Here is a 20282-nt window from a genome sequence, read left to right as displayed (position 1 = left end):
GCAGATTGCCGTGACCGAGCCGTTGACCTCGTCACCGATGCTTGAATGGCCGCATGGAACAGGTACCCGAGGATTGGCAGCGCGGTCTGGTGATCGTCGCCCATCCCGACGACATCGAATACGGGGCGGCCGCCGCGGTCGCGCGGTGGACCGAGCAGGGCAAGGACGTCCGCTACCTGCTGGTCACCAGGGGTGAGGCGGGTATCGCGGGACTGCCGCCCGAAAAGGCCGGTCCGCTGCGGGAGGCGGAGGAGATCGCGGCGGCGAAGGTGGTCGGTGTGCACGAGGTGGAATTCCTCGATTACCCGGACGGCCGAATCGAATACAGCCTGGCACTGCGCCGCGATCTGGCCGCGGCGATCCGGCGGCACCGCCCGGAGATGGTGATCCTGGCCCACTTCGGCGATGCCTGGGCACCCGGATACGCCAACAGCGCCGACCATCGCGCCGTCGGCCGCGCCGGGCTCGACGCCGTCTCCGACGCGGGCAACGAGTGGATCTTCCCCGAACTGGCCGAGCTGCCGATCTGGTCGCCGCGCTGGGCGGCGGTGGCGGGACCGGTCGTCAGCCACGCGGTCGACGTCACGAACACGGTCGAGGTGGCCGTGGAATCCCTTGTCGCCCATGCCCGTTACCTGGCGGCGCTGAGCCCTGCACCGATCCCGGAGCAGGCCCGCGCCATCGTCGACCTGGCCACCGCGCCGCAGCCGGGCTTCCCGGCCGAGCGGGCGGTGGGATTCGAGCTGTACTACTTCGGGGGCTGACGCCGCCTATTTCACCGGGGGCAGGCACACGACCTGGACGAAGAATTCATCGATATGCTTGATCGCCGCGATGAACTGGTCCAGGTCGACCGGTTTGGTGACATAGGCGTTGGCGTGCAACTGATAGCTGCGCAGGATGTCCTCCTCCGCCGCGGACGTGGTCAACACGACCACCGGAATGAACGCCAGGTCCGGGTCGGCCTTGATCTTGCTCAACACCTCGCGCCCGTCGTATTTGGGTAGGTTCAGGTCCAGCAGGATCAGGTCCGGTCGCGGCGCGTCCGCATAGGCCCCCTCCCGGTACAGGAAGTCCAGCGCCTCCTGGCCATCGTGCGCCACATGCAGGTTGTTGCCGATCTTGTTGTCCTCGAAGGCTTCCCGGGTCATCAGCTCATCGGCGGGATCGTCCTCCACGAGCAGGATGTCGATCGGCCGGCCGGATGCGGTCATGAGGGGACTCCTTCGATGGTGGGGACGAACGCCGCGGGGAGAGCGGGGGTGTCGGTGCCGACGAGGGTGAAACAGATGCGGGTGCCGTCGGTGTGGTCGGTGTCGATCCAGATCTTGCCGCCGTGGAATTCGACGATCTTCTTACACAGGGCCAACCCGATCCCGGTCCCGCTGTACTCCTCGCGAGTGTGCAGGCGCTGGAAGATGACGAACACCTTGTCGGCGAATTCCGGGGCGATGCCGATGCCGTTGTCGGTCACCGTCAGCAGCCAGCCGTCGCCGGTGTCGCGCTCGCAGGTGATCCGGATGTCCGGCGCCCGATTCGGGCTGCGGAATTTGAGGGCGTTGCCGATCAGGTTCTGCCACAGCATCGTCAGCAGCACCGGTTCGCCCACGATCTCCGGCAATTCGTCGGGGCGTTCGATGCGTGCGCCGGTATCTTCGATGGCCGACGACAGGTTGTCCAGCGCCTTGTCCAGCGGTTCGCCGAGGCCGATCGGGGTGCTGTCGCCGGTGATCCGGCCGACCCGCGAGAACGTGAGCAGATCGTTGATCAGCACCTGCATGCGCTTGGCGCCGTCGACGGCGTAGTCGATGTACTGCTTGCCGCGGTCGTCGAGCTGTGCGCCGTACCGCTTCTCCAGCAGCTGGCAGAACGAGGCCACCTTGCGCAGCGGCTCCTGCAGATCGTGGGAGGCGACGTAGGCGAACTGCTCCAGTTCGGCATTGGATCGCCGCAGCTCCATCGCCTGGGAGTCCAGATACTCCTTCTGCTGGAGCAGAATCGACTCCTGCGACCGCGACGAATCCAGTTCGGCAACGATACGCTGGCGCATATCCTCCACCGCCACCGCCACGGCGGCCAGGTCGGCGGGCCCGTGGGATTCGATCCGATGATCGAATTCGCCGCCCGCGACCCGCAGCGACGATTCGGTGAGACGGCGCAGCGGGCGTGCCACCAGCCGCCGCACCAGCACGGTGAAGGTGGCGCCCGCGAGCAGGAAGATCGCGAGCAGACCGACCAGCACCGCATTGCGCACGGTACGGGCGTGGTGCAGGGCGGCGGTATCGTCGGCCAGGGCGGCGGCGAGACCGTCGTTCTGCCGGGTGAATTGGGCGCGGACGTCGTCGAAGCCGGACTTGCCGCGCTCCGCGGTTTCGCTGCCGACCGAGCGGGTCTGCGCGGGCACCTGGATCGCGGCCAGAGGTTCGGCGTAGTCGCGACGCCACTGCTCGGCCAGCCGTTCGATGGTGTCCAGGTCGGCGAGCAGGGCGGGACGGTCGGTGAGCAGTTCCCGCAACCGCGCCGCGGACTGTTGCTCCGACCGTTTGCCGTCCTCGTAGGGCCGCAGAAAACTCGGCTCCCCGGCGATGGCGTACCCGCGCACGCCGGCCTCCTGATCACTCAGCGCGCTCTGCAACCGGTAGGCCTCCGCGGCGGCGGGCAACGTCCGCTCCAGCAGTCGATCGGAGATGCGGGTGGTGTTCGCGATGACCTGGGCGCCCGCGACCGCCCCGATGATCACCACCAGAATCATGGACGCCAGCACGACCTGGAACCAGGTTTGAACGTTCAGTCGGCCGACGAAACGCGAATCCTGTGTCACAGAGTCTGCTCCCTGCCCTCGCTCCATCGCAGATACAGAATGGCCAGATCGTCGTCCAGGCCGCCCGTCGCACCGGCCAGATCCTCGACCCGTCCGATCAGTTCGTCGACGAAGATCTCCGCGTGATCGGCCTGGACGGATCGAGCCACCTCCAGCATGCCCTGTTCGCCGAGCCGTGCCCGGTCGCTGCCCACGCATCCTTCGAACAATCCGTCGGTGAACAACATCAGGCCGTCGTCGGCGGGCATGCTCAGCTCCTGGACGGGCCATTCGGCGCGGTCGGGCAGGAAACCGAGGGCGGGGCCGCCGGGTACCTCGATCCAACGCAGCTCCGCACCGCGCCGGTGCACCATGCCGGGATGGCCCGCGCGCAACACCCGCACCGAACCCGTGCGCGGCTCCAGGGTGAGGGTGGTGGCCGTAGCGAAGGTCTGGCGGTCGGTGCGTTCGGCCAGCAGCACCTGCTCGAGCACCCGCAGCTGCCGGGCTCCGGTCACTCCACTGAGTACCAGTGTGCGCCAGGCCAATCGGAGTGCCACGCCGGCGGCGGCCGCGTCCGGTCCGTGGCCGGACACATCGCCGATCACGGCATGCACGGTGCCGTCGCCGTCCTGGACGACGTCGTAGAAGTCGCCGCCCAGCAGGGCGTGTGCCCGGCCGGGGCGATAGCGGGCGATGACGCTGACACCGCTGTCGGCCGGCAGCAGCGGCGTCGGCAGCAGGCCACGCTCCAGGCGGGCGTTCTCCTGGGCGCGCAGCTGACTGGCCTGCAGCGCCGCGGCGGTGCGTTCGGCCTGTTTGCGCTGGATGGCGTAGCGCACCGCGCGGCCGAACAGCTCCGGTTCCACACGGCCCTTGACCAGATAGTCCTGGGCGCCCGAGGCGACGGCGGCCAGGCCGGTCTGCTCCTCGTCGAGACCGGTCATCACCACGACGGCGACGTCGGTGTATTCGCGAATGCTGGCCAGCGCCTCGAGCCCGTGCGCGTCGGGCAGATGCAGATCCAGCAGGACGCAGTCGGGCGCGTCGGTGTCCAGGCGCGCCGCGGCCTCGGCCAGCGATCGCACCCATTCGAGCCGCAGCCCGGGCGCTCCGTCGGAGACCAGCTCCTGCACCAGCAGCGCGTCCCCGGCATCGTCCTCTACCAGCAGTAGCCAGGGCTCCTGCCAGGTCCAGCTCGAATCGATGCCGACGCCGGGTTCGCCGATTCCTTCACGCCGCACGGTCACCACCGGACGATACCGACGTGCAGCCACCGGACCCAAGCACCGAACTGTTTCCCATCGGATCGCCGGTTGTTCCGGCGCCGTTGGCATGCACCAACGCACGGCCTCCGATCACACATGGCGGCTTCAGCCGCACGCCGACTGACTCAACGGCCGGTTTCTGGACCGAGAGGCAGCAGAGATCGTAACCGATCTTCCGGGCGGGCGGCAGCACCACACCGTATGAAGGCCGAAACACGCACGGGCCGTTCGGCAATCGATGCCGAACGGCCCGTGTGACCCCCCACTACTACACCTTGCCGACAGTCGACTTGTTCGACCCCGACAACGCCTTGTACAGCAGATACAGCCCGAACACCACCAAACTGATCATCAGAATCGGGAACAGCGCCTTGATCAGCGCTCCGACCACGATCAAGGCCAGCCACACCAGCGCGACGACGCCCAGGATCTTCCAGAACATATCCATTCCTCCCGAAGTTCTCCGAACCGCCGTCAACGCGATCCGACACGTCCATACTGTCAAGCCCCACCAAGAAAATCACCAGGTCAGCGCCGATCTGGGGGAAAGATCAGGGTTGTCCCGGAGCCCCGGGGGCGCCTAGGGGTCGACTCGCCTACTTCCGGCCGCCGGGCAGGACACCGGGGCGGAACGGCTCCACACCCACGACCCGGTGCACGTGCTCGGGCTCGATGAGCACCGCCACCCGCACCTCGCCGTCGACCAGCCACGGAAAGGTCTCGGTACCAAGGTATTTCTGCGCCAGTCGGTCCATGATCCGCACCGCGGGCTCCCCTTCCACGAAACCCGCTGCGCGCCCACGGATCTCGACCCGCTCATAGGGGCTGTCGGGATTGAACGAACACAGCGACAACCGCGGGTCCCGGCGCAGATTCTCCTCCTTGATCCGCCCACGCGAGGTGTTCACCACGATCCACTCGGCACCATCGATCGTCTCCAGGCCCACCCACATAGGCGTCAGCTGCGGCCCGCCATCGGGATTCAGCGTCCCCAGCACCCAGAACCACGGGCGCCGCAACCACGCACGAATATCGTCGTCCAACTCGACACCCACGCCGCCTCCTCCGCGAGATCCTGAGCGCACCGGTGCGATTACGCTTCATCCAGGAAACCACGGTGCCGGAGTTGCTCGCGCCGTCACGGAACTTTCCACGGGGGGTGTTCGTCGGTTGAGTGTGCGGTCGAGATGGGTTAGAAGCGGCGTCGTCCTGGTTGCGTGGGTTGCTCTGGTGGTGGGGGCCATGGGGGTGGCGTTGCACTTCAGTCGGTCCGGGTTGCGTGTGGTGGTCTTGGCGGCTTCGTTTGCGCCGTATCTGATGGGGGCCGGGGCCGTTGCGGTGGTGGCGTTCGCGGGGCTGCGGCACCGCGGCGGTGTGGTGGCGGCGATCGTTGTCGTTGCGGCGTCGATCTGGACGCAGGCTCCGCTGTACATGGGCCGCTCGGACGGCGACGACGGGCCCGTCGTGACCGTGATGCAGGCCAACCTGCTGTTCGACGGAGCCGATCCCCGCGCGCTGGTCGACCAGGTACGCGCACGGAAGGTTTCGATACTCACCGTCAACGAGCTCACCCCGGCGGCGGTCGAGGGACTGGGCAGGGCAGGGCTCGACGACCTGTTGCCCCACCGGCATCTCGCTCCGGGGAGGACCGCGAGCGGAACAGGGATCTGGAGCAGTTACCCGCTGTCGGACACCGTCGAATACGACGGGTTCGTGCTCAACCAGATCTCGGCGACCGCCCGTATCCCGGACGCCGGGCCGGTCACGGTGTACGCCTTCCATCCGGTGCCCCCGGTCTTCGGCACCGACGTCTGGGCCGACGAATTGTCCCGGCTCGGCGACATTCTGGAACAGACGCCCTCGGACCGGCCCGCGATAGTCGGCGGCGACTTCAACGCCACCTACGATCACTGGCAATACCGCGTGCTGGCGTCGGACCGCTTCGGCGACGCTGCCGAGCAGGCCGGTGCAGGGCACCTGGCCACCTATCCGACCGACAAGAAGTCCCCGCCTCTGGTCGGCATCGACCACATCCTCGTCGCCGGAGGCCGCGCGCTCAAAGCGGAGACGGTGGGGATACCGGGCGCCGACCACCGCGCCCTGGTGGCGCCGATCCAGCTGCGCCGCGAGCGGCGATAACCACGGATCTCCCTCGCGGGCAGAGTCATTCGCGCCGTGCGGTGTCCTCGGCGTCCCGGACCAGGGCGGCGATGTGACCGGCGATCGTGGACCACAGCTCCCGGGGAAGGCTGTGGCCCATACCGTCGATGACGACCAGTTTCGCGCCCGGGATCGCCGCGGCGGTTGCCGTGGCGCCGCTGACGTCGAACATGACATCGGCGGTGCCGTGCACCACCAGGGTCGGAACGCGCAGCGTCCGCAACAGGGCCGTGCGGTCACCCGATGCCAGGACCGCGACCAGTTGGCGCGCCATCGCGCCGTCGTCGCGTCCCCGGTCGTACGCGCGCGCCGCCCGCTCCGCCACCTCGGCCTCGTCGAAGGCGAACCCGGGACCGGCGAACGGTCTCGCGAACCGGACCTGCCAGGCGATGTAGCCCGCGCGGTCCGTCGGCGGCGCACCCGATGCGCCGAGGAGGGCGGGATCGGTTCTGCCGACGCCAGGGTCTCCGGTCGTCGCCATCATCGATGTCAGTGAGCGCACTCTGCCGGGATACTCGATCGCGACCGTCTGCGCGATCATCGCGCCCAGGGAGGCACCGACCAGATGCGCACTGTCGATGCCGAGCGCATCCAGCAGACCGACGGTGTCGGCGGCCATATCGGACAGGGTGTACGGCACCGTGGACAGATCGCCGCCCATCGCCTTTCCCAGATCGGGAATCGGCGCGGCGGACAACCGCGTGGAACGACCGGTATCGCGGTTGTCGAAGCGGATGACATGCAGGCCGCGCTCCACCAGCTCCGCACAGAACCCTTCCGGCCAGTCGATCATCTGCGCACCGACACCCGTGATCAGCAACACCGGCGGCCGGGAGGGATCGCCGAAGCGTTCATAGGCCAGCTCGATATGCGACGGGCCGACACCACACGCCTTTTCCTCGGTCATCGTGTCTTCACTCTCTCGCGGCGATCACCCACTGAAAGGTGACCGGGCCCTCCGGCTCGGTCATCGTGACTTCCTCGTCGATCAATACCCGCAGCCCCACTTGGGCCAGGAGGTTCCGGTTGGTGGCGGCGGCGTGGCTGCTGAAGTACATCGGGGTGCCGAGCCAGTCGGGAACCGTGCCCTCCATGGCACCCGCACCCAGTGAGGCAAGGAACAGCCCGCCGGGACGCAGCCAGGTGGCGATGCGGCGAAACAGGTTGCCCTGCTGGGCGCGCGGGACGTGAGTGATCGAGTAGAAGGCGGTGACGGCGTCGAAAGTGGCGGGCGGGAATTCGACGGTCGACATGTCGGCTCGGAGGAATCGAACGGTGGGGATCGCCGCCCGGGCCAGCTCGAGTTGGCGTGCGGAGAGATCGACGCCGGTCACCTCGCCGCGCTCGGCAAGCAGTGCGGTGCAAGGGGTTCCGGCACCGCAGCCGAGATCGAGCACCGCGGGGCGCTGCGGCAACCGGGATATCAGCTCCTCGAGCAGGCGCAGGCTGGGGTCGCCGCGGACCTCGTCCGACCACTGCAGGTAGCGGTCGGCGATCAGGTCGTAGCCCGCTGCCACGATGTCCTCGGGATCCCGCTGCATCAGGCGAACGGTAACAGCGCGACCTCCCGGCGCGCCAACGACTTTCCTCCGCTACCGCGGGCCGAGCGGCTAGGGAGCCGACTTCTCCTGCGGCACCGGGCCTTTGGCCGGAAGCTCCACTCGGCTGCCGATATTGCCCCGCAAGGGCTGGAAGGTTCCCTCGCGCAAGGATTGTTCGATGTCCTCGAGGGAGTGACCCTTGGTTTCGGGGACGAAGAAGTAGACGAAGGCCAGCGACAGCAGGTTGAAGCCCGCGTAGAGGACGAAGGCGGGGCCGATGCCCAGACCGTCGATCGTGGTCAGGGCGGTGAGGGTGAGGATCAGATTCGAACCCCACAGGGCCACCGCATGCAGGCTGGTGGCGCGGTCGCGGATGCTCAGCGGATACAGCTCGGAGCCGAGCAGCCAGCCGACCGCCTGCAGCCCGGCCGCGTTGCAGGCCATATAGGCCAGCATCAGGGCCAGGGTGAGGTAGCGGTTGGGGTGGGCGGTGAGCACGAACAGCAGGCCGAAGCCGAACAGGAACAGCGTCGCGCCCGGAATCAGCACCAGCATCAGTCGGCGGCGGCCCACCACGTCGACCAGCCGCTCCCCCACCGCGGTGAAGATCAGGTACACGGCCGCGATCCCCAGACCGGACCAGGCGACCAGGCCGGGCCCGAACCCGGCGGCGCTGCCGAGGATGGTGTGCGAGTAGTAGATCATCATCTCCAGCCCGGACAGCTGGGTGAACGCCGCGATACCCAGGCCCGCGAGCAGCGCCGGACGCACCCACGGCTGCGTCAGATTCGCCCAGCCACCGCGGGACTCCGTGCGTTCCTGCTGCGAGATCGCCCAGATCTTGAGGGTCTCCTCCACGGCGGCCGACCGATTCGGCCGCATCCAGCGCAGCACCACCCGGGCCTTGCCGACCGTCCCGTGATCGATCAGCCAGCGCGGCGTCTCCGGCAGTTGCAGCATGGCCACGGCCAGCACCAGCGCCGGGAACACCGCGATACCGATCATCCACCGCCAGTCGTCAGTCGCCTCGAAGGTGTCGATCGAGCCGCCGGAGGCCGCGAGCAGGCTCACCAGATTGGCCAGGAAGATGCCCACACCGATCGCGATGTTGAAGAACGTCACCATCGCCCCGCGCCGGTGCGGCGGCGCCAATTCGGCGATATAGGTCGGCACGATCTGCGAGCATCCGCCGACCGCCAAACCCAGGAACAACCGGCACGCGATCATCATCCATTCGTTCACGGCCAGGGCGCAGGACACCACGCCTACGGCGAAGATGCAGGCGATGATGAAGATCGTCTTGCGCCGCCCGAGCACCTTGGACAGCGTGCCGCCGACGAGCGCCCCGATCACCGCACCGGCGAGGATCGCGGCGGTCACCATCTCCTGGCGCGCATGGCCGATTCCCCACTGTGCCGACATCTTGGGCAGCGCGCCGGAGATGATGCCGGTGTCGTAGCCGTACAGCATGCCGCCCAGCGCGGCGAACAACGCCACGATCAGCACATTGCGGTGCGCGATGTGCTTCTCGTCCGGCGTCGGCTTCTCCGGCGCGGAGACGACTATCTCGTAGCCGTCCAGGTTCCGGCGGCGCAGTCGAGGAAGGAAACCTCTGCGCCTGATTGTCGTCGAGGTCTCGCTAACCATGGGTTCCAGTCGAACGCCGACGAGGAACGTTACGCAAACCGAGGGGTGTGTTTTGTGAATTCGCTAACGTTCCGGTTTGACCGCGACGAGCGTGGAGCGGGGGCTCCGCATGGTATTCCTACGGCTGCACCTGGCTCACTTCGGGGATACTGAGGCGGTGATCGACGGTGAAAAGCTCGAACCGCTGGTGAACGTGCTCGGCGGCGTGATCGGGAACGGGTCCTGCTCGGGGGCCGGTGAGTTCCGCTTCTCCTTCGCCGACCAGCGCTGGGAGTGGTCGGAGGAATTGGCCCGCATGCACGGCTACGAGCCGGGCACCGTCGAGCCGACCACCGAGTTGCTGCTGTCGCATCAGCATCCCGAGGACCGGGCCACCGTCGAAACCCTCATCAGCACGATCGTGGAGTCCGCTGAGCCGTTCTGCAGCCGCCATCGCATCATCGACACCGAGGGCCACACCCACGAGGTGATCGTGATCGCGGACTGCGAGACCGACGGCGACGGGATGATCACCGGCACCAGCGGGTACTACATCGAGCTCACCGGCATCCTGGCCGAGGAGCGCAACGACGTGATCGGCGAGATCATCCCCGACATGATCGACTCCCGTGCGCCGATCGAACAGGCCAAGGGAATCCTGTCGCTGATCTACGAGCTGGACTGTGAGCAGGCGTTCGGTGTGCTGCGATGGCGTTCCCAGGCCACCAACGTCAAGCTGCGCGACCTGGCGGCGCAATTGGTGCGCGAGGCTCGCCATGTCGAGCCGAACCGGGCGGGCCTGCGCCAGCGGTTCGATCACATCCTGCTCACCGTGCACGAACGCGTTCAGGCCTGATACACGAGTCCGGTGCCGGTGGCACGTGCACGGCACCGGACGGTTCGAATCGCCTCCGCTGGTTGTTCAAAGGAGGCATCCTGCGGACCGGAAGGGGTTCGCAGCCGACGTCGTGCACCGACCGTCGACAACGGGAGTGCCTCGACGGCACTGACGTTACACCTGCTCGCCCCGTACCGGGCCGGAACCGGGCTCCGACATGGCGGCCGGGGCGACAGCGAAGTCGAGGCGGAAGTTGTCGAAGGTCAGCGGCAACGGCGCCGCCGGGGTGGGCCGCGGGTGCGAGGTGAGCGTGAAATCCACCGCGGTCAGCAGATGCGCCAACAGCGTGCTGGTGACGAACAGGACCAGATTGCGGCCCGGGCATTCGGCGGGCCCGGCGCTGAACGGCACCAGCTGCGGATACTGCCCGGCCCGGCCGTCCAGCCAGATTTCGGGGGCGAACGTGTCGGCGAACGGCACCAGGTCCGGGTCGCGGTGGAAGGCGGGGACGGCGATCATCAGCGCCGCGCCCGGCGCGGTGTCGACTCCCTCGCGCCAGGTCACCGGCTCGGTGATGTCACGCAGGATCGTGGGCGTGGTCGGCCACAGCCGCACCGATTCCACCATGGCTGCCCGCAGATACGGGCGAAGCTCCGGACGGTCCGGATGCGCGGCGTCCTCGCGAGCCCGTGCGTACTGCTCGGGGTGGGTGGCCAGCACCGCCAACGCGCGGGTCAGCGCGATACCCGCGGCATCGAAGGCGAACAGCCAGTGCGGCACCTGCCCGACCGGATCGACCGCAGCGTCGGCGGGTGCGGCGGCGAGCGCGCCGATCAGACTGTCGGGCTGGGCCGATTCCGCATACCGGTAGAGCCCGTCGAAGAACCTGTCGCGCCGCCGACGATGCGGCAGGGCCAGAAACGACCAGTTCGCGGCCGAGCGTAGCCGCCACAGGTCGTCGGTGATGCCGTCGTCGTCACGTGCCGCCGCACCGAGCACCAGCCGTCGCACCAATCGCCACCACGCGGTGGTGAATCGGGCGGCATCGAGACGGCCCTCGCGCAGCGCGGTGTCGATCAGGACGGCCGCCTCGTCGGCGATCGTCTCGGTGAACGGTTCCGCGAGCCGATGCAGTGGCGACCCGGTGTCCAGGGCGGCCTCGTTGACCGCGCGGCGCCGCTCACGCACCGGGCCCTCGGACAGCAGGACACCGTGGGGTTGGAACTGCCGGAGCGCGGCGCGTTTCTCCCGATTGGCGGGATGAAACGGCGTCGGCGCCTGCGCGAGCACACGGCCGACGTCGCCGGGGTCGGTCACGATCACGATCCGTCGCCCAGGAAGCACGAGTTCGACCGGGCCGCAACCGAATTCGCCGCGCAGCCGCCGCATGCGCGTCATCGCCCGGGAATCGGCCTGCATCCGTTCGAGCAGGGCCATCACCGGTCGTCGCCGGGCGATGACCCCCGACGCGACCGGGGCGAACCCCAGATCCGCCAGTGTCGCCGCCGCGCGCACACCCGCGATTCTCGGCGCCGCCATCGCCTACCTCCCAGCATCGTCGAAGCGATCGGACTCGTCGTGCTTGGCACTACCCCCACGCTGCGGTTCGAATCGCCCGACGTTTGGTCGGCACAGGCCCGGCTACCCGACAGCTATAGCAGCAACACATCGGATCGAGAGGAGGGGTGAAGCCTGCGACTGCCGACCGGCACGGCCCGGTCACGCCAGTTGAGGACGTATCGGTAGAGGAGGAGACATGACCGACGTAATGCAGAGTCTCATCGGTAGCACGGTGTACGACGCACATGGCGAGAAGATCGGCGATGTAACCCAGATCTACCTGGACGACAACACCGGGGCACCGACCTGGGTGGCGACGTCCACCGGAATGTTCCACGGCGACGCGCTGGTTCCGCTGGCCGGATCCTCGCACGATCCGGCCGCGCATACCCTGGGCGTGCCGGTGACCAAGGAATCGGTGAAATCGGCGCCGCACGTCGAGAGCGGCGGTCACATCAGCCGAGACGCCGAGCAGAAGCTGTTCGCCCACTACGGACTGGACCCGAACCGGTCGGGGCAGATGGGCCGCGGGCGCTACCGGACCGCCGATGATCGGCAGGGCCGGGGCGTGGCCGACGACGCGATCGTGCGCTCGGAGGAGCGGCTGAACGTCCGCACCGAGCCGGAGGAGGTCGGGAAGGCTCGGCTGCGCAAGTACGTCGTGACCGAGGATCAGTCGGTCACCGTGCCGGTGCAGCACGAGGAGGTCCACGTCGAGCGTGAACCGATCACCGACCCGTCCGCGGTGCGCCGCGCCGACATCGGCGAGGCCGAGCAGGAGGTCACCCTGCACGAGGACAGGGTGCGGGTGGACAAACAGTCCGTCCCGGTGGAACAGGTCCGACTGGCGGTCGACGAGGTGGAGGACGAACGCACCGTCTCCGACACCGTCCGCAAGGAGCGGATCGAGGCCGAAGGCGTCGACACCGAGGAAACCCGCCGCCGCGGCCTGCGCGACGACCGGCGGCAATAGCAGCGAACAGTTTCACAACCAGCTCGCTGGGATAAACCTTGGTACGTCACCTCCATTGGGCAGTGCCGCCGGCACTCGGATCCGGGGTGACATGCCGACGGAGATTCCGCCCGGGCCCTGCGCGGTCAGCCGCACCGGACGGATCTCCGTCGGCGCATGTTCACGTGAGCAGCTGCTCGATGCGGGCGGTGCAGAACGCCGTCGGATTCATTTCCGGAGGAAGGCGGGCGCGGTCGGACAGGCGCAGCAGCGGCACGGCCAGCAATACAGCCGACAGCATCTCGTTGTAGTGCAGGTTCTTCACCTGAAGGCCGGTGCGCTGTTCGTAGTAGGCGATGGTGTCCTCGCGGCTGGGCGTCCCGGCCAGCCGCGGGTGGCCCTCGTAGTCGCTGCACGCCCAGTCCACGAACAGCAGCCACGCCAGATCCGATTCGTGGTCGCCCAGGCGCGCCAGCTCCCAGTCCAGTACGCCGCTGACCCGGAAATTGTTGTCGTACAGCACATTCGAGATGCGAGCATCACCCCAGCACAGCGTCACCCGCTCCGGCTCGTAAGCATGGGTGCGCAACCAGTCCACGGCCCGCCGAAGCAGTGGCGGAGGCCGCGGCGCCGCCCAGTCGACCGCGGCGGCAAGGTAATTCACCAGTTGCTCCACCGGCCCACGCCCATGCCTGGACATGGCCAGGAAGCCGAGATTCAATGCGCGCCAATCGAGCCTGTGCACCTCGGCCATCACGTCGACACAGCCCCACCACATGCGGGCCCGCTGGTCCGAGTCGGCCTCGAAGTAGGTCCCGGCCGCGTGATACGACGGGTAGTCGCTGGGCGCGTCGCCGTCGAGGCGGTCCATCACGAAGTACGGATCACCGAGTTCGGCACCGGTGCGATCGAGCCACCGCACCCGCGGCACGGGAATAGCGGTTCCGGCCAGGCGGCGCATGACCAGGACCTGGCGCAGCAGGTCGTAGTCGGGGAACAACGGGAGTTCGGGGAGCCTGCGGAACACCAGCGGCACGGTGCCCGCGGGCCCCTCGAGGTCGAACAGGTAGGTCTCGGTGGAGAATCCGTGCGAGCTGGGCGCCCAATGCCGGATCCGAGCCTGATCGGCACCCGGAATACGCTGCTGCAGAACAGGTTCCAGCAGGGCCGGGAGCTGTTCGGCAGGGGGCCGGCCGCTCAACGTCAGCCCCGGAAACCGTAGCGGGTGTTGGGACCGTAGCAGACCATCTCCACCAGGCCGTGGCCGGTCGCGCCCGCATGCTCGACCCGGCAGAGGGTTTCGGTGAGCGGGCTGAGCTGCCCCGTCACCTCCGGATCGGTGAGATCGGCGGTGAATCCGTCGCTGTAGTACGGGCCCTTCCAGATGCCGGAGGCGTAGCCGCGGTACAGGTCGTAGCCCCCGAGCCCCGGCCAGAAGTCCGATTTCGGCGTCACCTCGAATTCCAGCACCCGGCCGTCCGCGGTATGTGCCGCGAACGTGCCGCCGCCGATGATGCGCGCGCCGTCGCGGAAACGCAGATCGTGGTCGACATGGGTGATCGGCACCGGTGGCGCCCCGGCGTCGATCGGTGAGACCACGGTGCCCTCGAAATGCCAGCGGTGCCCGTCGGCGGTCTCGCGCTGCGCGAAATGCACGAGCTTGTCCTCGAATTCGAAGATGCCCATGAAATACAGCACGCCCTCGGGCACGTCCATGGGCTGCAGGCCCGCACCCTCGGACAGGCTGCCGCCGCCCCCGCCGTGACGGGTGCCCCACGAGTGGTCGCGGCCGAACAACCAGGTGCCGGGGTCGATGTCGACTCGCTCACCGTCGTATTCCAGCCAGCCGGAAATGGTGCCGTTCTGATAGAACCGGCGTGCGTCCTCGCGAACTCGGCCGCGGCTGCGGAAGAACGCCGGGGCCTGCTCGTAGGCCGGGAATCTGCCGCGGAAATTCAGTTCCATGCGCAGGCCGTGCTCGTTGTCGTCCAGTGTGGCGCGCACTGTGTGCAGCGCCTCGGTGACCTCGTAGCGATACGGACCGACCTGCCAGGAGGCGAGATCGTCGTAATGGCCCGATATTTCGCGCGACAACCGCACGACATGCGCCTTGGCACCGTCGACGGTGATCATCACGTACGCGTCCTGGACATTGCGGTTGGGGTAGCGGGCCAGCCCCGTGTTCACACTCACCGAGCCGTTGGTATCGAAGCCGTACAGCGCGATTCGTTCGGTCCATCGCAGATCGCTCTGCGACACATGGTCGAACGTGGTGGGCAGCTGATGACAGAGCAGTTCGTCCTGGGGCGTCAGCATCGGCGGGCCTCTCTCGGGCGGAGGGGAAACGTGTTCCACATGCGCGCAGAGGCAGCGTATTCCCGAGGTGCGGCGACAGGGGTCGGAACCGGGCAGCCGTCCCAGTCAGTCGGACTGGTTGTGGTCAGCGCCGGTCGGCGAGATCGGTGAGGGCTTGGGCCCAGCCGTCGAGGCGGTCGGCGGCATCGCGCAGATTCGTCAGGGCCCAGCCGAGATCGTCGGGAAGCGCGGGGCTTTCGGGGACGGCGAGGACCCTGCCCGCGGCGGCGACCAACTGCTCGTATTCGGCGACACCGGATTCGAGGCGGCCCACGGACGTGCGGACATGCTCGGCAAGGCCGGGGCCCGAGATCGAATTCACCTGTCCCACAACGTCGATGGCCTTCTCCATGGCCGCCACGTCGGCGGCCAGCGCATGCAGGGCGGCGGCTCCGGAACCGGCGGTTTCGAGGGTATCGATCAGATCGTCGGCGGGCAGGCGCGCACCCCGCGCGATCTGCTGCCCGAGGGTGTGCAGGGCCCGTTCGGCGCGGATCAGCCGAGCGATCGGCGCACGGGCGGCCGAGCGGACCGGCGGCAGCTTACGCGGCACGAAAGCCGCGGGCGGCAACGGATTTCGCCGCAGCTCCAGATAACGCTTCGTGGTGACGGCCGCACCGGTCACCAACGCCGCCGCCCCGCTACCGACCACGATGACGGCCCACACGGGCGCCGAGATGACCACCAGCCCGGCGGTCCCCAGCGCGGTGATTCCGGAGGCGGCGCCGAGCCGCAGACCGCGCCGCCGCACCCGCCGACGCCGCCGCAGCTCCCGTTCCCGCGGATCGGCCCATTTCCGCACCGCCAGCAGCGCATGCTCCCCCACCTCGCGCAGCCCCTCCGACATCCGCCGCGCCTGCTCGAGCTGTTCCCCGTCGACTCCCTGCTGCGCCAGCGCCTCTCGCACCGCGCGCCCCGCCCGCCGCCGCACCGAACCGCTGCGGCGGCTGTCGGCGTCGTCCCGGCGTCGAGACTTCCGAGATTTCCGCGCGCTCGCCGACCCCGGGCCGAATGCCCCAGCAGTCCCACCGGCGGGCCGTCCCTCCGGATCGCCGCCGTGCCCCGGGGATTCGGTCCATGCCGAGCCCGGCACCGCCCCGGCACCGCCGCCGACGGCATCGGCCCGCTGTCTCTCGGACGTCTCGCCGGATTGCGGCGACCGTGCGGTGCGCGATGCCGACGTGGCGGCACTGCTGTCCGCGGGCCTCTGCCCGTTCGGAGTCGGAGTCGTCGCAGGAGGGTGGGGTGGCATCGGCTGGGAGGCGGAGCCGGGTTCCGACGGTCGGTACCCGGCGTCGCGCGGAGATTCCGTGACGCGTAGACCCGGCAGGCCCGGGATGCGGACGCGGGAGGTCGCGGAGTCGGTCCTGGTCCGCGACCTCCCCATCACACCAATGCCTTTCGAACCGGTATTGCCTTACTGCTGGGCGGTCTGGCCCTTGTTGGCCTGCGGCTGAGCCGGATTCGGGATCGCCTGCTGGGCGTCGCCGGAGGGCAGGGCGTCGCCGCGCATGGAGGCGCGGATCTGCTCGAGCCGGTTGTGGCCGGCCATCTGGACGCTGGCCTGCTGCACCTCCATCATGCGGCCCTGCACCGTGTTCTGCGCCAGCTCGGCCGCGCCGAGGGCGTTGGCGTAGCGGCGCTCGATCTTCTCGCGCACCGCGTCCAGGCTCGGCGTGGTGCCGGGCGCGGACAGGGTCGAGTCCATCTGCTGCAGCGAGGCCGACACCTGCTCCTGCATCTTGGCCTGCTCCAGCTGGCTCAGCAGCTTGGTGCGCTCGGCCACCTTCTGCTGCAGCAGCATGGCGTTCTGCTCGACCGCCTTCTTGGCCTGCGCGGCGGCCTGCAGCGACTGGTCGTGCAGCACCTTCAGGTCCTCGACGGCCTGCTCGGCGGTGACCAGCTGAGCGGCGAACGCCTCGGCGGCGTTGGTGTACTGGATCGCCTTCTCGGTGTCGCCCGCGGCGGTGGCCTGGTCGGCCAGCATGACCGCCTGCCGGGCGTTGGCGTTGAGCTTTTCGACCTCGTCGAGCTGACGGTTCAGCTTCATCTCCAGCTGCCGCTGGTTGCCGATCACGGACGCCGCCTGCTGCGACAGGGCCTGATGCTGACGCTGGGCTTCCTCGATAGCCTGCTGAATCTGGACCTTCGGATCCGCATGCTCCTCGATCTTGGAGTCGAAGAGGGCCATGAGGTACTTCCAGGCCTTCACGAACGGATTAGCCATCGATTGATCCCGCCTCCATGTGACGCGCCGCGCTCCAGCGCGACTGTGGTGCGCGACCGTCACGCACCCCTGTATGTCCCTATCCTGTGCGCGGGCGTCCCGAATCGGAAAACCGCCCGGTTACCAACGCTTATAGAGAATCTATCCGTTTCCGCTCCGTCGTACAGCGTTGCCGGCGCCGAACGCGTCGACGCCGGCAACTTGTGATACTCACTTCGCCTGAACCAGCACCAGCCGTTCGGCCCTGGGCGCCGGAATGACGATCCGAGTCTCCTCGGCGATGGTGCCGAGGGAACCCGCGGCCGACAGGGTCGCGGTGGCGGCATCGACCGGCACCGGCTCGGCGGCCGTTTCGGCCTCGACCGGCACCGGCTCGCGCTGGGCCGCCACGTCGTCGGCGTCGGCCATGGTCGCGCCGACGTCGAAGAGCACCTGTGACAGCGGCAGGTCCAGCGCCTGGCAGATCGCGGCCAGCAGTTCGCTGGACGCCTCCTTGCGGCCGCGCTCGACTTCGGACAGATACCCCAGGCTCACCCGCGCCGAGGTCGACACCTCCCGCAGGGTCCGGCTCTGGGCGATCCGAGCACGCCGCAGACTTTCCCCGATGGCCTCTCGCAGCAGCGTCATCTCGTTCTCCTTACGTCTCTCCTCGCCGGACCGAGTGTCTGCCATGACAACGTCACACGCCGCCCGGTTGGTTCCCGACCGGGCCACGCTCACAGCCGAGGCTGCGGACCAGTTCGGTGACGGCCGCGCGGACCGCTCCCTTCCTGATCGTCCACCGGTCTCCCGCCAGTTTCAACCGCATCACCTCGGTGCTCGCCGGGCCGGACAGGCCCAGGTAGACCGTGCCGACCGGGTGACCGTCCTGCGATTGCGGGCCCGCGACACCGGTCAGACCGATCCCCCAGTCCGCGGCGCAGACCGTGCGCGCCCCGACCGCCAGCTGCTCGGCGGTGCTCGCCGACACCGGGCCGTCGGCGGCCAGTGTGTGTTCGCTCACTCCGGCGAGGGTCTGCTTGAGATCGGTGGCGTAGACGATCAGTCCTCCGCGCAGCACCACACTCGCGCCGGGCACCCCCGCGATGGTCGCCGACAGCAGGCCCGCGGTCAGCGATTCCGCGGTCGCGACGGTCTGTCCCGAGGCCCGCAGCATCCGCACGAGCTCCACCGCGGGCACGTCCTCGAGCAGGGGATCGGTCATGAACGCTTGACCGGGCCGGACCAGAGGCGGGCCGCCTGGACGACGTAGTCCAGGCCGGTGGCCACCGTGAGCAGCAGGGCCACATACATCAGGGCCATGCCCGCGGCGGCGAATACGCCGGACAGCGGCAACAGCAGAACCCCGATCGCCAGCGACTGCATCAAGGTCTTCAGCTTGCCGCCGCGCCCGGCGGGTATCACCCCGCGGCGCACCACCGCCAACCGCAGCAGCGTCACCCCGATCTCGCGCGCACAGATCACCAGCGTGATCCACCAGGCCAGATCGCCCAGGATCGACAGGCCGATCAGGGCGGCACCGATCAGCGCCTTGTCGGCGATCGGGTCGGCGAGCTTGCCGAAATCGGTGACCAGGCCGTACTTGCGGGCCAGCTGCCCGTCGATGCGGTCGGTGATGGCCGCCACCGCGAACAGCGCGGTCGCCGCGAACCGCCAGCCCGTGTCGTGCCCGCCCGCGGCGAACAGTGCCAGCAGGAACAGCGGCACGATCAGAATCCGCGCCACGGTCAGGATATTGGCGATATTCATCAGCGGGACCGCCGACGGCTCCACCATGCGCGCCGACTGCGCGGATACGAGATTCGCTCGCGCTCGCGCGGCCTCGACCCAGGCGCGATCCATATCGTCGCTCTGCACGCTCACGGCACCTCCTCGCTGGCGCTCGTCGGCGCCGTGCGCGAAGCGCGCAGTGTCGTTGGTTCGCTCGCAAGCTCGCTCACCGGCACCCCCCACCGCTCCCGAGAGCGAGGCGCACACGGCCACCGCGGACACGCACAGCGTCGGGCGATCGGGCGGGCTGGGTGTGCGGCACTCCACCAGACTATCGGTACCGGGGCCGACTACTGTGCACCCCATGACAACACGGGCACCACACACGGATTCGATCGGCGGCGCGGCAGCGGGCACCCCGATCGTCCGACGTGCCCGGACCTCCGATGTGCCGGAGATCAAGGCCCTCGTGGACATGTACGCGGGCAAGATCCTGCTGGAGAAGAACCTGGTCACGCTGTACGAGTCGGTGCAGGAATTCTGGGTCGCCGAAATGGACGGGCGGCTGATCGGCTGCGGGGCGCTGCACGTGCTGTGGGCGGATCTGGGCGAGGTGCGCACGGTGGCCGTGCACCCCGAGGTGAAGGGCAAGGGTATCGGGCGGCTGATGGTGGACCGGCTCGTCGCCACCGCGCGCGAACTGGAGCTGCGGCGGCTGTTCGTGCTCACCTTCGAGGTGGAGTTCTTCAGCCGGCACGGCTTCGTCGAGATCGAGGGCACGCCGGTGACCGCGGAGGTGTTCGCCGAGATGTGCCGGTCCTACGACACCGGTGTCGCCGAGTTCCTGGACCTGAGTTATGTCAAACCGAACACCCTCGGCAATACTCGAATGCTGCTGACCCTCTGATTTCCGGATTTCCGCAGGAGTTGCACGTGCCGCTGTTCGCCGTCCACTACACCTACTCCGAGGCCACCGTCCCCGGCCGCGACGAGCACCGTCCCGAACACCGGGCGTGGCTGTCGGGCCTGGTCGACCAGGGGGTCGTGCTGACCAGCGGCCCCTACCCGGACGGCTCGGGCGCGCTGATCCTGTTCCGCGCCGACGACGCCGACGCGATGGAGAAACTGCTCGCCCAGGATCCGTTCGCTCAGCAGGGACTGATCGACGCCGTGCGTGTCGTGGAGTGGCAGCCGGTCCTGGGCGCCTTCGCCGAGTAGCGGGGCGGCCGGCCTCTGCTGGAACAG

General features: G+C 68.5%; 22 protein-coding genes. 6 read left to right on the top strand and 16 right to left on the bottom strand.

The annotated features are described in order from the left end of the window. Positions 1–53 precede the first annotated feature (53 nt). Positions 54–764 (top strand): PIG-L deacetylase family protein, encoded by a 711-nt coding sequence (locus IU452_RS13725; protein WP_195109379.1) that lies wholly within the window; start codon positions 54–56, stop codon positions 762–764. Positions 765–770: 6 nt separating this feature from the next. Here the strand turns inward: IU452_RS13725 and IU452_RS13720 are convergent, their stop codons facing one another. From IU452_RS13720 to IU452_RS13700, 5 genes are all read right to left on the bottom strand, one after another. After that, positions 771–1214, bottom strand: coding sequence for a response regulator (locus IU452_RS13720; RefSeq protein WP_195109378.1), 444 nt, complete (start codon positions 1212–1214; stop codon positions 771–773). After that, on the bottom strand, positions 1211–2821 hold the full coding sequence (locus IU452_RS13715) for a sensor histidine kinase (protein ID WP_324192601.1): 1611 nt from the start codon (positions 2819–2821) through the stop codon (positions 1211–1213). The genes IU452_RS13720 and IU452_RS13715 overlap by 4 nt, the downstream gene beginning before the upstream one ends. Continuing rightward, on the bottom strand, positions 2818–4050 hold the full coding sequence (locus IU452_RS13710) for a fused response regulator/phosphatase (RefSeq protein ID WP_324192600.1): 1233 nt from the start codon (positions 4048–4050) through the stop codon (positions 2818–2820). Before IU452_RS13710 ends, IU452_RS13715 begins: the two co-directional genes overlap by 4 nt. Positions 4051–4336: 286 nt before the next feature. Then, positions 4337–4510 carry a hypothetical protein gene (locus tag IU452_RS13705; RefSeq protein WP_195109375.1) on the bottom strand — a complete coding sequence of 58 codons (174 nt, stop codon included), beginning with the start codon at positions 4508–4510 and terminating at the stop codon, positions 4337–4339. A gap of 154 nt (positions 4511–4664) precedes the next feature. Continuing rightward, entirely contained in the window at positions 4665–5123 is a 459-nt protein-coding gene (locus IU452_RS13700) for a PPOX class F420-dependent oxidoreductase (RefSeq protein ID WP_195109374.1), read from the bottom strand. 187 nt (positions 5124–5310) lie between these two features. Between IU452_RS13700 and IU452_RS13695 the strand changes: the two genes are divergently transcribed. Next, positions 5311–6207 carry an endonuclease/exonuclease/phosphatase family protein gene (locus IU452_RS13695; protein ID WP_195109373.1) on the top strand — a complete coding sequence of 299 codons (897 nt, stop codon included), beginning with the start codon at positions 5311–5313 and terminating at the stop codon, positions 6205–6207. A gap of 25 nt (positions 6208–6232) precedes the next feature. Here IU452_RS13695 and IU452_RS13690 read toward each other — a convergent pair whose 3' ends face one another. From IU452_RS13690 to IU452_RS13680, 3 genes are all read right to left on the bottom strand, one after another. Further along, entirely contained in the window at positions 6233–7135 is a 903-nt protein-coding gene (locus tag IU452_RS13690) for an alpha/beta fold hydrolase (protein ID WP_195109372.1), read from the bottom strand. Between the two features lie 7 nt (positions 7136–7142). Beyond that, complete coding sequence (locus IU452_RS13685; protein ID WP_195109371.1) at positions 7143–7769, bottom strand: class I SAM-dependent DNA methyltransferase; 627 nt, start codon at positions 7767–7769, stop codon at positions 7143–7145. A gap of 69 nt (positions 7770–7838) precedes the next feature. Further along, a complete protein-coding gene (locus tag IU452_RS13680; protein WP_195109370.1) occupies positions 7839–9416 on the bottom strand; it encodes a sugar porter family MFS transporter in 1578 nt (525 codons plus the stop codon). Between the two features lie 76 nt (positions 9417–9492). Here IU452_RS13680 and IU452_RS13675 point away from each other — a divergent pair, with 76 nt between their 5' ends. Further along, positions 9493–10251, top strand: a complete 759-nt coding sequence (locus IU452_RS13675; protein ID WP_228817521.1) for a PAS and ANTAR domain-containing protein — start codon at positions 9493–9495, stop codon at positions 10249–10251. Positions 10252–10407: 156 nt separating this feature from the next. On the opposite strand, the gene IU452_RS13670 is transcribed toward IU452_RS13675, so the two are convergent. Further along, on the bottom strand, positions 10408–11772 hold the full coding sequence (locus IU452_RS13670; protein WP_195109369.1) for a cytochrome P450: 1365 nt from the start codon (positions 11770–11772) through the stop codon (positions 10408–10410). A 217-nt stretch (positions 11773–11989) separates the two neighbouring features. On the opposite strand from IU452_RS13670, the gene IU452_RS13665 reads away from it, so the two are divergent. Then, a complete protein-coding gene (locus IU452_RS13665) occupies positions 11990–12766 on the top strand; it encodes a PRC and DUF2382 domain-containing protein (protein ID WP_195109368.1) in 777 nt (258 codons plus the stop codon). A gap of 160 nt (positions 12767–12926) precedes the next feature. Here the strand turns inward: IU452_RS13665 and IU452_RS13660 are convergent, their stop codons facing one another. From IU452_RS13660 to pgsA, 7 genes are all read right to left on the bottom strand, one after another. After that, positions 12927–13946 (bottom strand): phosphotransferase family protein, encoded by a 1020-nt coding sequence (locus IU452_RS13660; protein ID WP_195109367.1) that lies wholly within the window; start codon positions 13944–13946, stop codon positions 12927–12929. Between the two features lie 2 nt (positions 13947–13948). Next, entirely contained in the window at positions 13949–15061 is a 1113-nt protein-coding gene (locus tag IU452_RS13655; protein ID WP_195109366.1) for a hypothetical protein, read from the bottom strand. 124 nt (positions 15062–15185) lie between these two features. Then, positions 15186–16193: a phage shock envelope stress response protein PspM gene (gene pspM / locus IU452_RS13650; protein ID WP_324192599.1), complete on the bottom strand. Its 1008-nt coding sequence runs from the start codon at positions 16191–16193 to the stop codon at positions 15186–15188. 324 nt (positions 16194–16517) lie between these two features. Beyond that, a complete protein-coding gene (locus IU452_RS13645) occupies positions 16518–17327 on the bottom strand; it encodes a PspA/IM30 family protein (protein ID WP_195109365.1) in 810 nt (269 codons plus the stop codon). Positions 17328–17537: 210 nt separating this feature from the next. Beyond that, positions 17538–17954 carry a helix-turn-helix domain-containing protein gene (locus IU452_RS13640; protein ID WP_195109364.1) on the bottom strand — a complete coding sequence of 139 codons (417 nt, stop codon included), beginning with the start codon at positions 17952–17954 and terminating at the stop codon, positions 17538–17540. Positions 17955–18006: 52 nt separating this feature from the next. After that, positions 18007–18531, bottom strand: a complete 525-nt coding sequence (locus IU452_RS13635) for a CinA family protein (protein ID WP_195109363.1) — start codon at positions 18529–18531, stop codon at positions 18007–18009. After that, complete coding sequence (pgsA, locus tag IU452_RS13630) at positions 18528–19190, bottom strand: CDP-diacylglycerol--glycerol-3-phosphate 3-phosphatidyltransferase (RefSeq protein ID WP_416382311.1); 663 nt, start codon at positions 19188–19190, stop codon at positions 18528–18530. Before pgsA ends, IU452_RS13635 begins: the two co-directional genes overlap by 4 nt. Positions 19191–19401: 211 nt before the next feature. Between pgsA and IU452_RS13625 the strand changes: the two genes are divergently transcribed. Together IU452_RS13625 and IU452_RS13620 are read left to right on the top strand one after the other, a co-directional pair. Then, positions 19402–19944 carry an amino-acid N-acetyltransferase gene (locus IU452_RS13625; protein WP_195109362.1) on the top strand — a complete coding sequence of 181 codons (543 nt, stop codon included), beginning with the start codon at positions 19402–19404 and terminating at the stop codon, positions 19942–19944. Positions 19945–19970: 26 nt separating this feature from the next. Then, on the top strand, positions 19971–20255 hold the full coding sequence (locus IU452_RS13620; protein ID WP_195109361.1) for a YciI family protein: 285 nt from the start codon (positions 19971–19973) through the stop codon (positions 20253–20255). Positions 20256–20282 lie beyond the last annotated feature (27 nt).

Source organism: Nocardia transvalensis (genome assembly GCF_015477765.1).
Taxonomy (GTDB): Bacteria; Actinomycetota; Actinomycetes; order Mycobacteriales; family Mycobacteriaceae; genus Nocardia; species Nocardia transvalensis_A.
The sequence above is the reverse complement of the archived record's forward strand: the minus strand, read 5'-3'. Positions and strand labels throughout refer to the sequence as shown.

Excerpts from the sequence above, each read along its gene's own strand:
- IU452_RS13725 (WP_195109379.1), top strand. The coding sequence starts at position 54 with ATGGAACAGGTACCCGAGGATTGGCAGCGCGGTCTGGTGATCGTCGCC.
- IU452_RS13720 (WP_195109378.1), bottom strand. The coding sequence starts at position 1,214 with ATGACCGCATCCGGCCGGCCGATCGACATCCTGCTCGTGGAGGACGAT.
- IU452_RS13705 (WP_195109375.1), bottom strand. The coding sequence starts at position 4,510 with ATGTTCTGGAAGATCCTGGGCGTCGTCGCGCTGGTGTGGCTGGCCTTG.
- IU452_RS13695 (WP_195109373.1), top strand. The coding sequence starts at position 5,311 with ATGGGGGTGGCGTTGCACTTCAGTCGGTCCGGGTTGCGTGTGGTGGTC.
- IU452_RS13690 (WP_195109372.1), bottom strand. The coding sequence starts at position 7,135 with ATGACCGAGGAAAAGGCGTGTGGTGTCGGCCCGTCGCATATCGAGCTG.
- IU452_RS13685 (WP_195109371.1), bottom strand. The coding sequence starts at position 7,769 with ATGCAGCGGGATCCCGAGGACATCGTGGCAGCGGGCTACGACCTGATC.
- IU452_RS13680 (WP_195109370.1), bottom strand. The coding sequence starts at position 9,416 with ATGGTTAGCGAGACCTCGACGACAATCAGGCGCAGAGGTTTCCTTCCT.
- IU452_RS13670 (WP_195109369.1), bottom strand. The coding sequence starts at position 11,772 with ATGGCGGCGCCGAGAATCGCGGGTGTGCGCGCGGCGGCGACACTGGCG.
- IU452_RS13665 (WP_195109368.1), top strand. The coding sequence starts at position 11,990 with ATGACCGACGTAATGCAGAGTCTCATCGGTAGCACGGTGTACGACGCA.
- IU452_RS13655 (WP_195109366.1), bottom strand. The coding sequence starts at position 15,061 with ATGCTGACGCCCCAGGACGAACTGCTCTGTCATCAGCTGCCCACCACG.
- IU452_RS13645 (WP_195109365.1), bottom strand. The coding sequence starts at position 17,327 with ATGGCTAATCCGTTCGTGAAGGCCTGGAAGTACCTCATGGCCCTCTTC.
- IU452_RS13640 (WP_195109364.1), bottom strand. The coding sequence starts at position 17,954 with ATGACGCTGCTGCGAGAGGCCATCGGGGAAAGTCTGCGGCGTGCTCGG.
- IU452_RS13635 (WP_195109363.1), bottom strand. The coding sequence starts at position 18,531 with ATGACCGATCCCCTGCTCGAGGACGTGCCCGCGGTGGAGCTCGTGCGG.
- IU452_RS13625 (WP_195109362.1), top strand. The coding sequence starts at position 19,402 with ATGACAACACGGGCACCACACACGGATTCGATCGGCGGCGCGGCAGCG.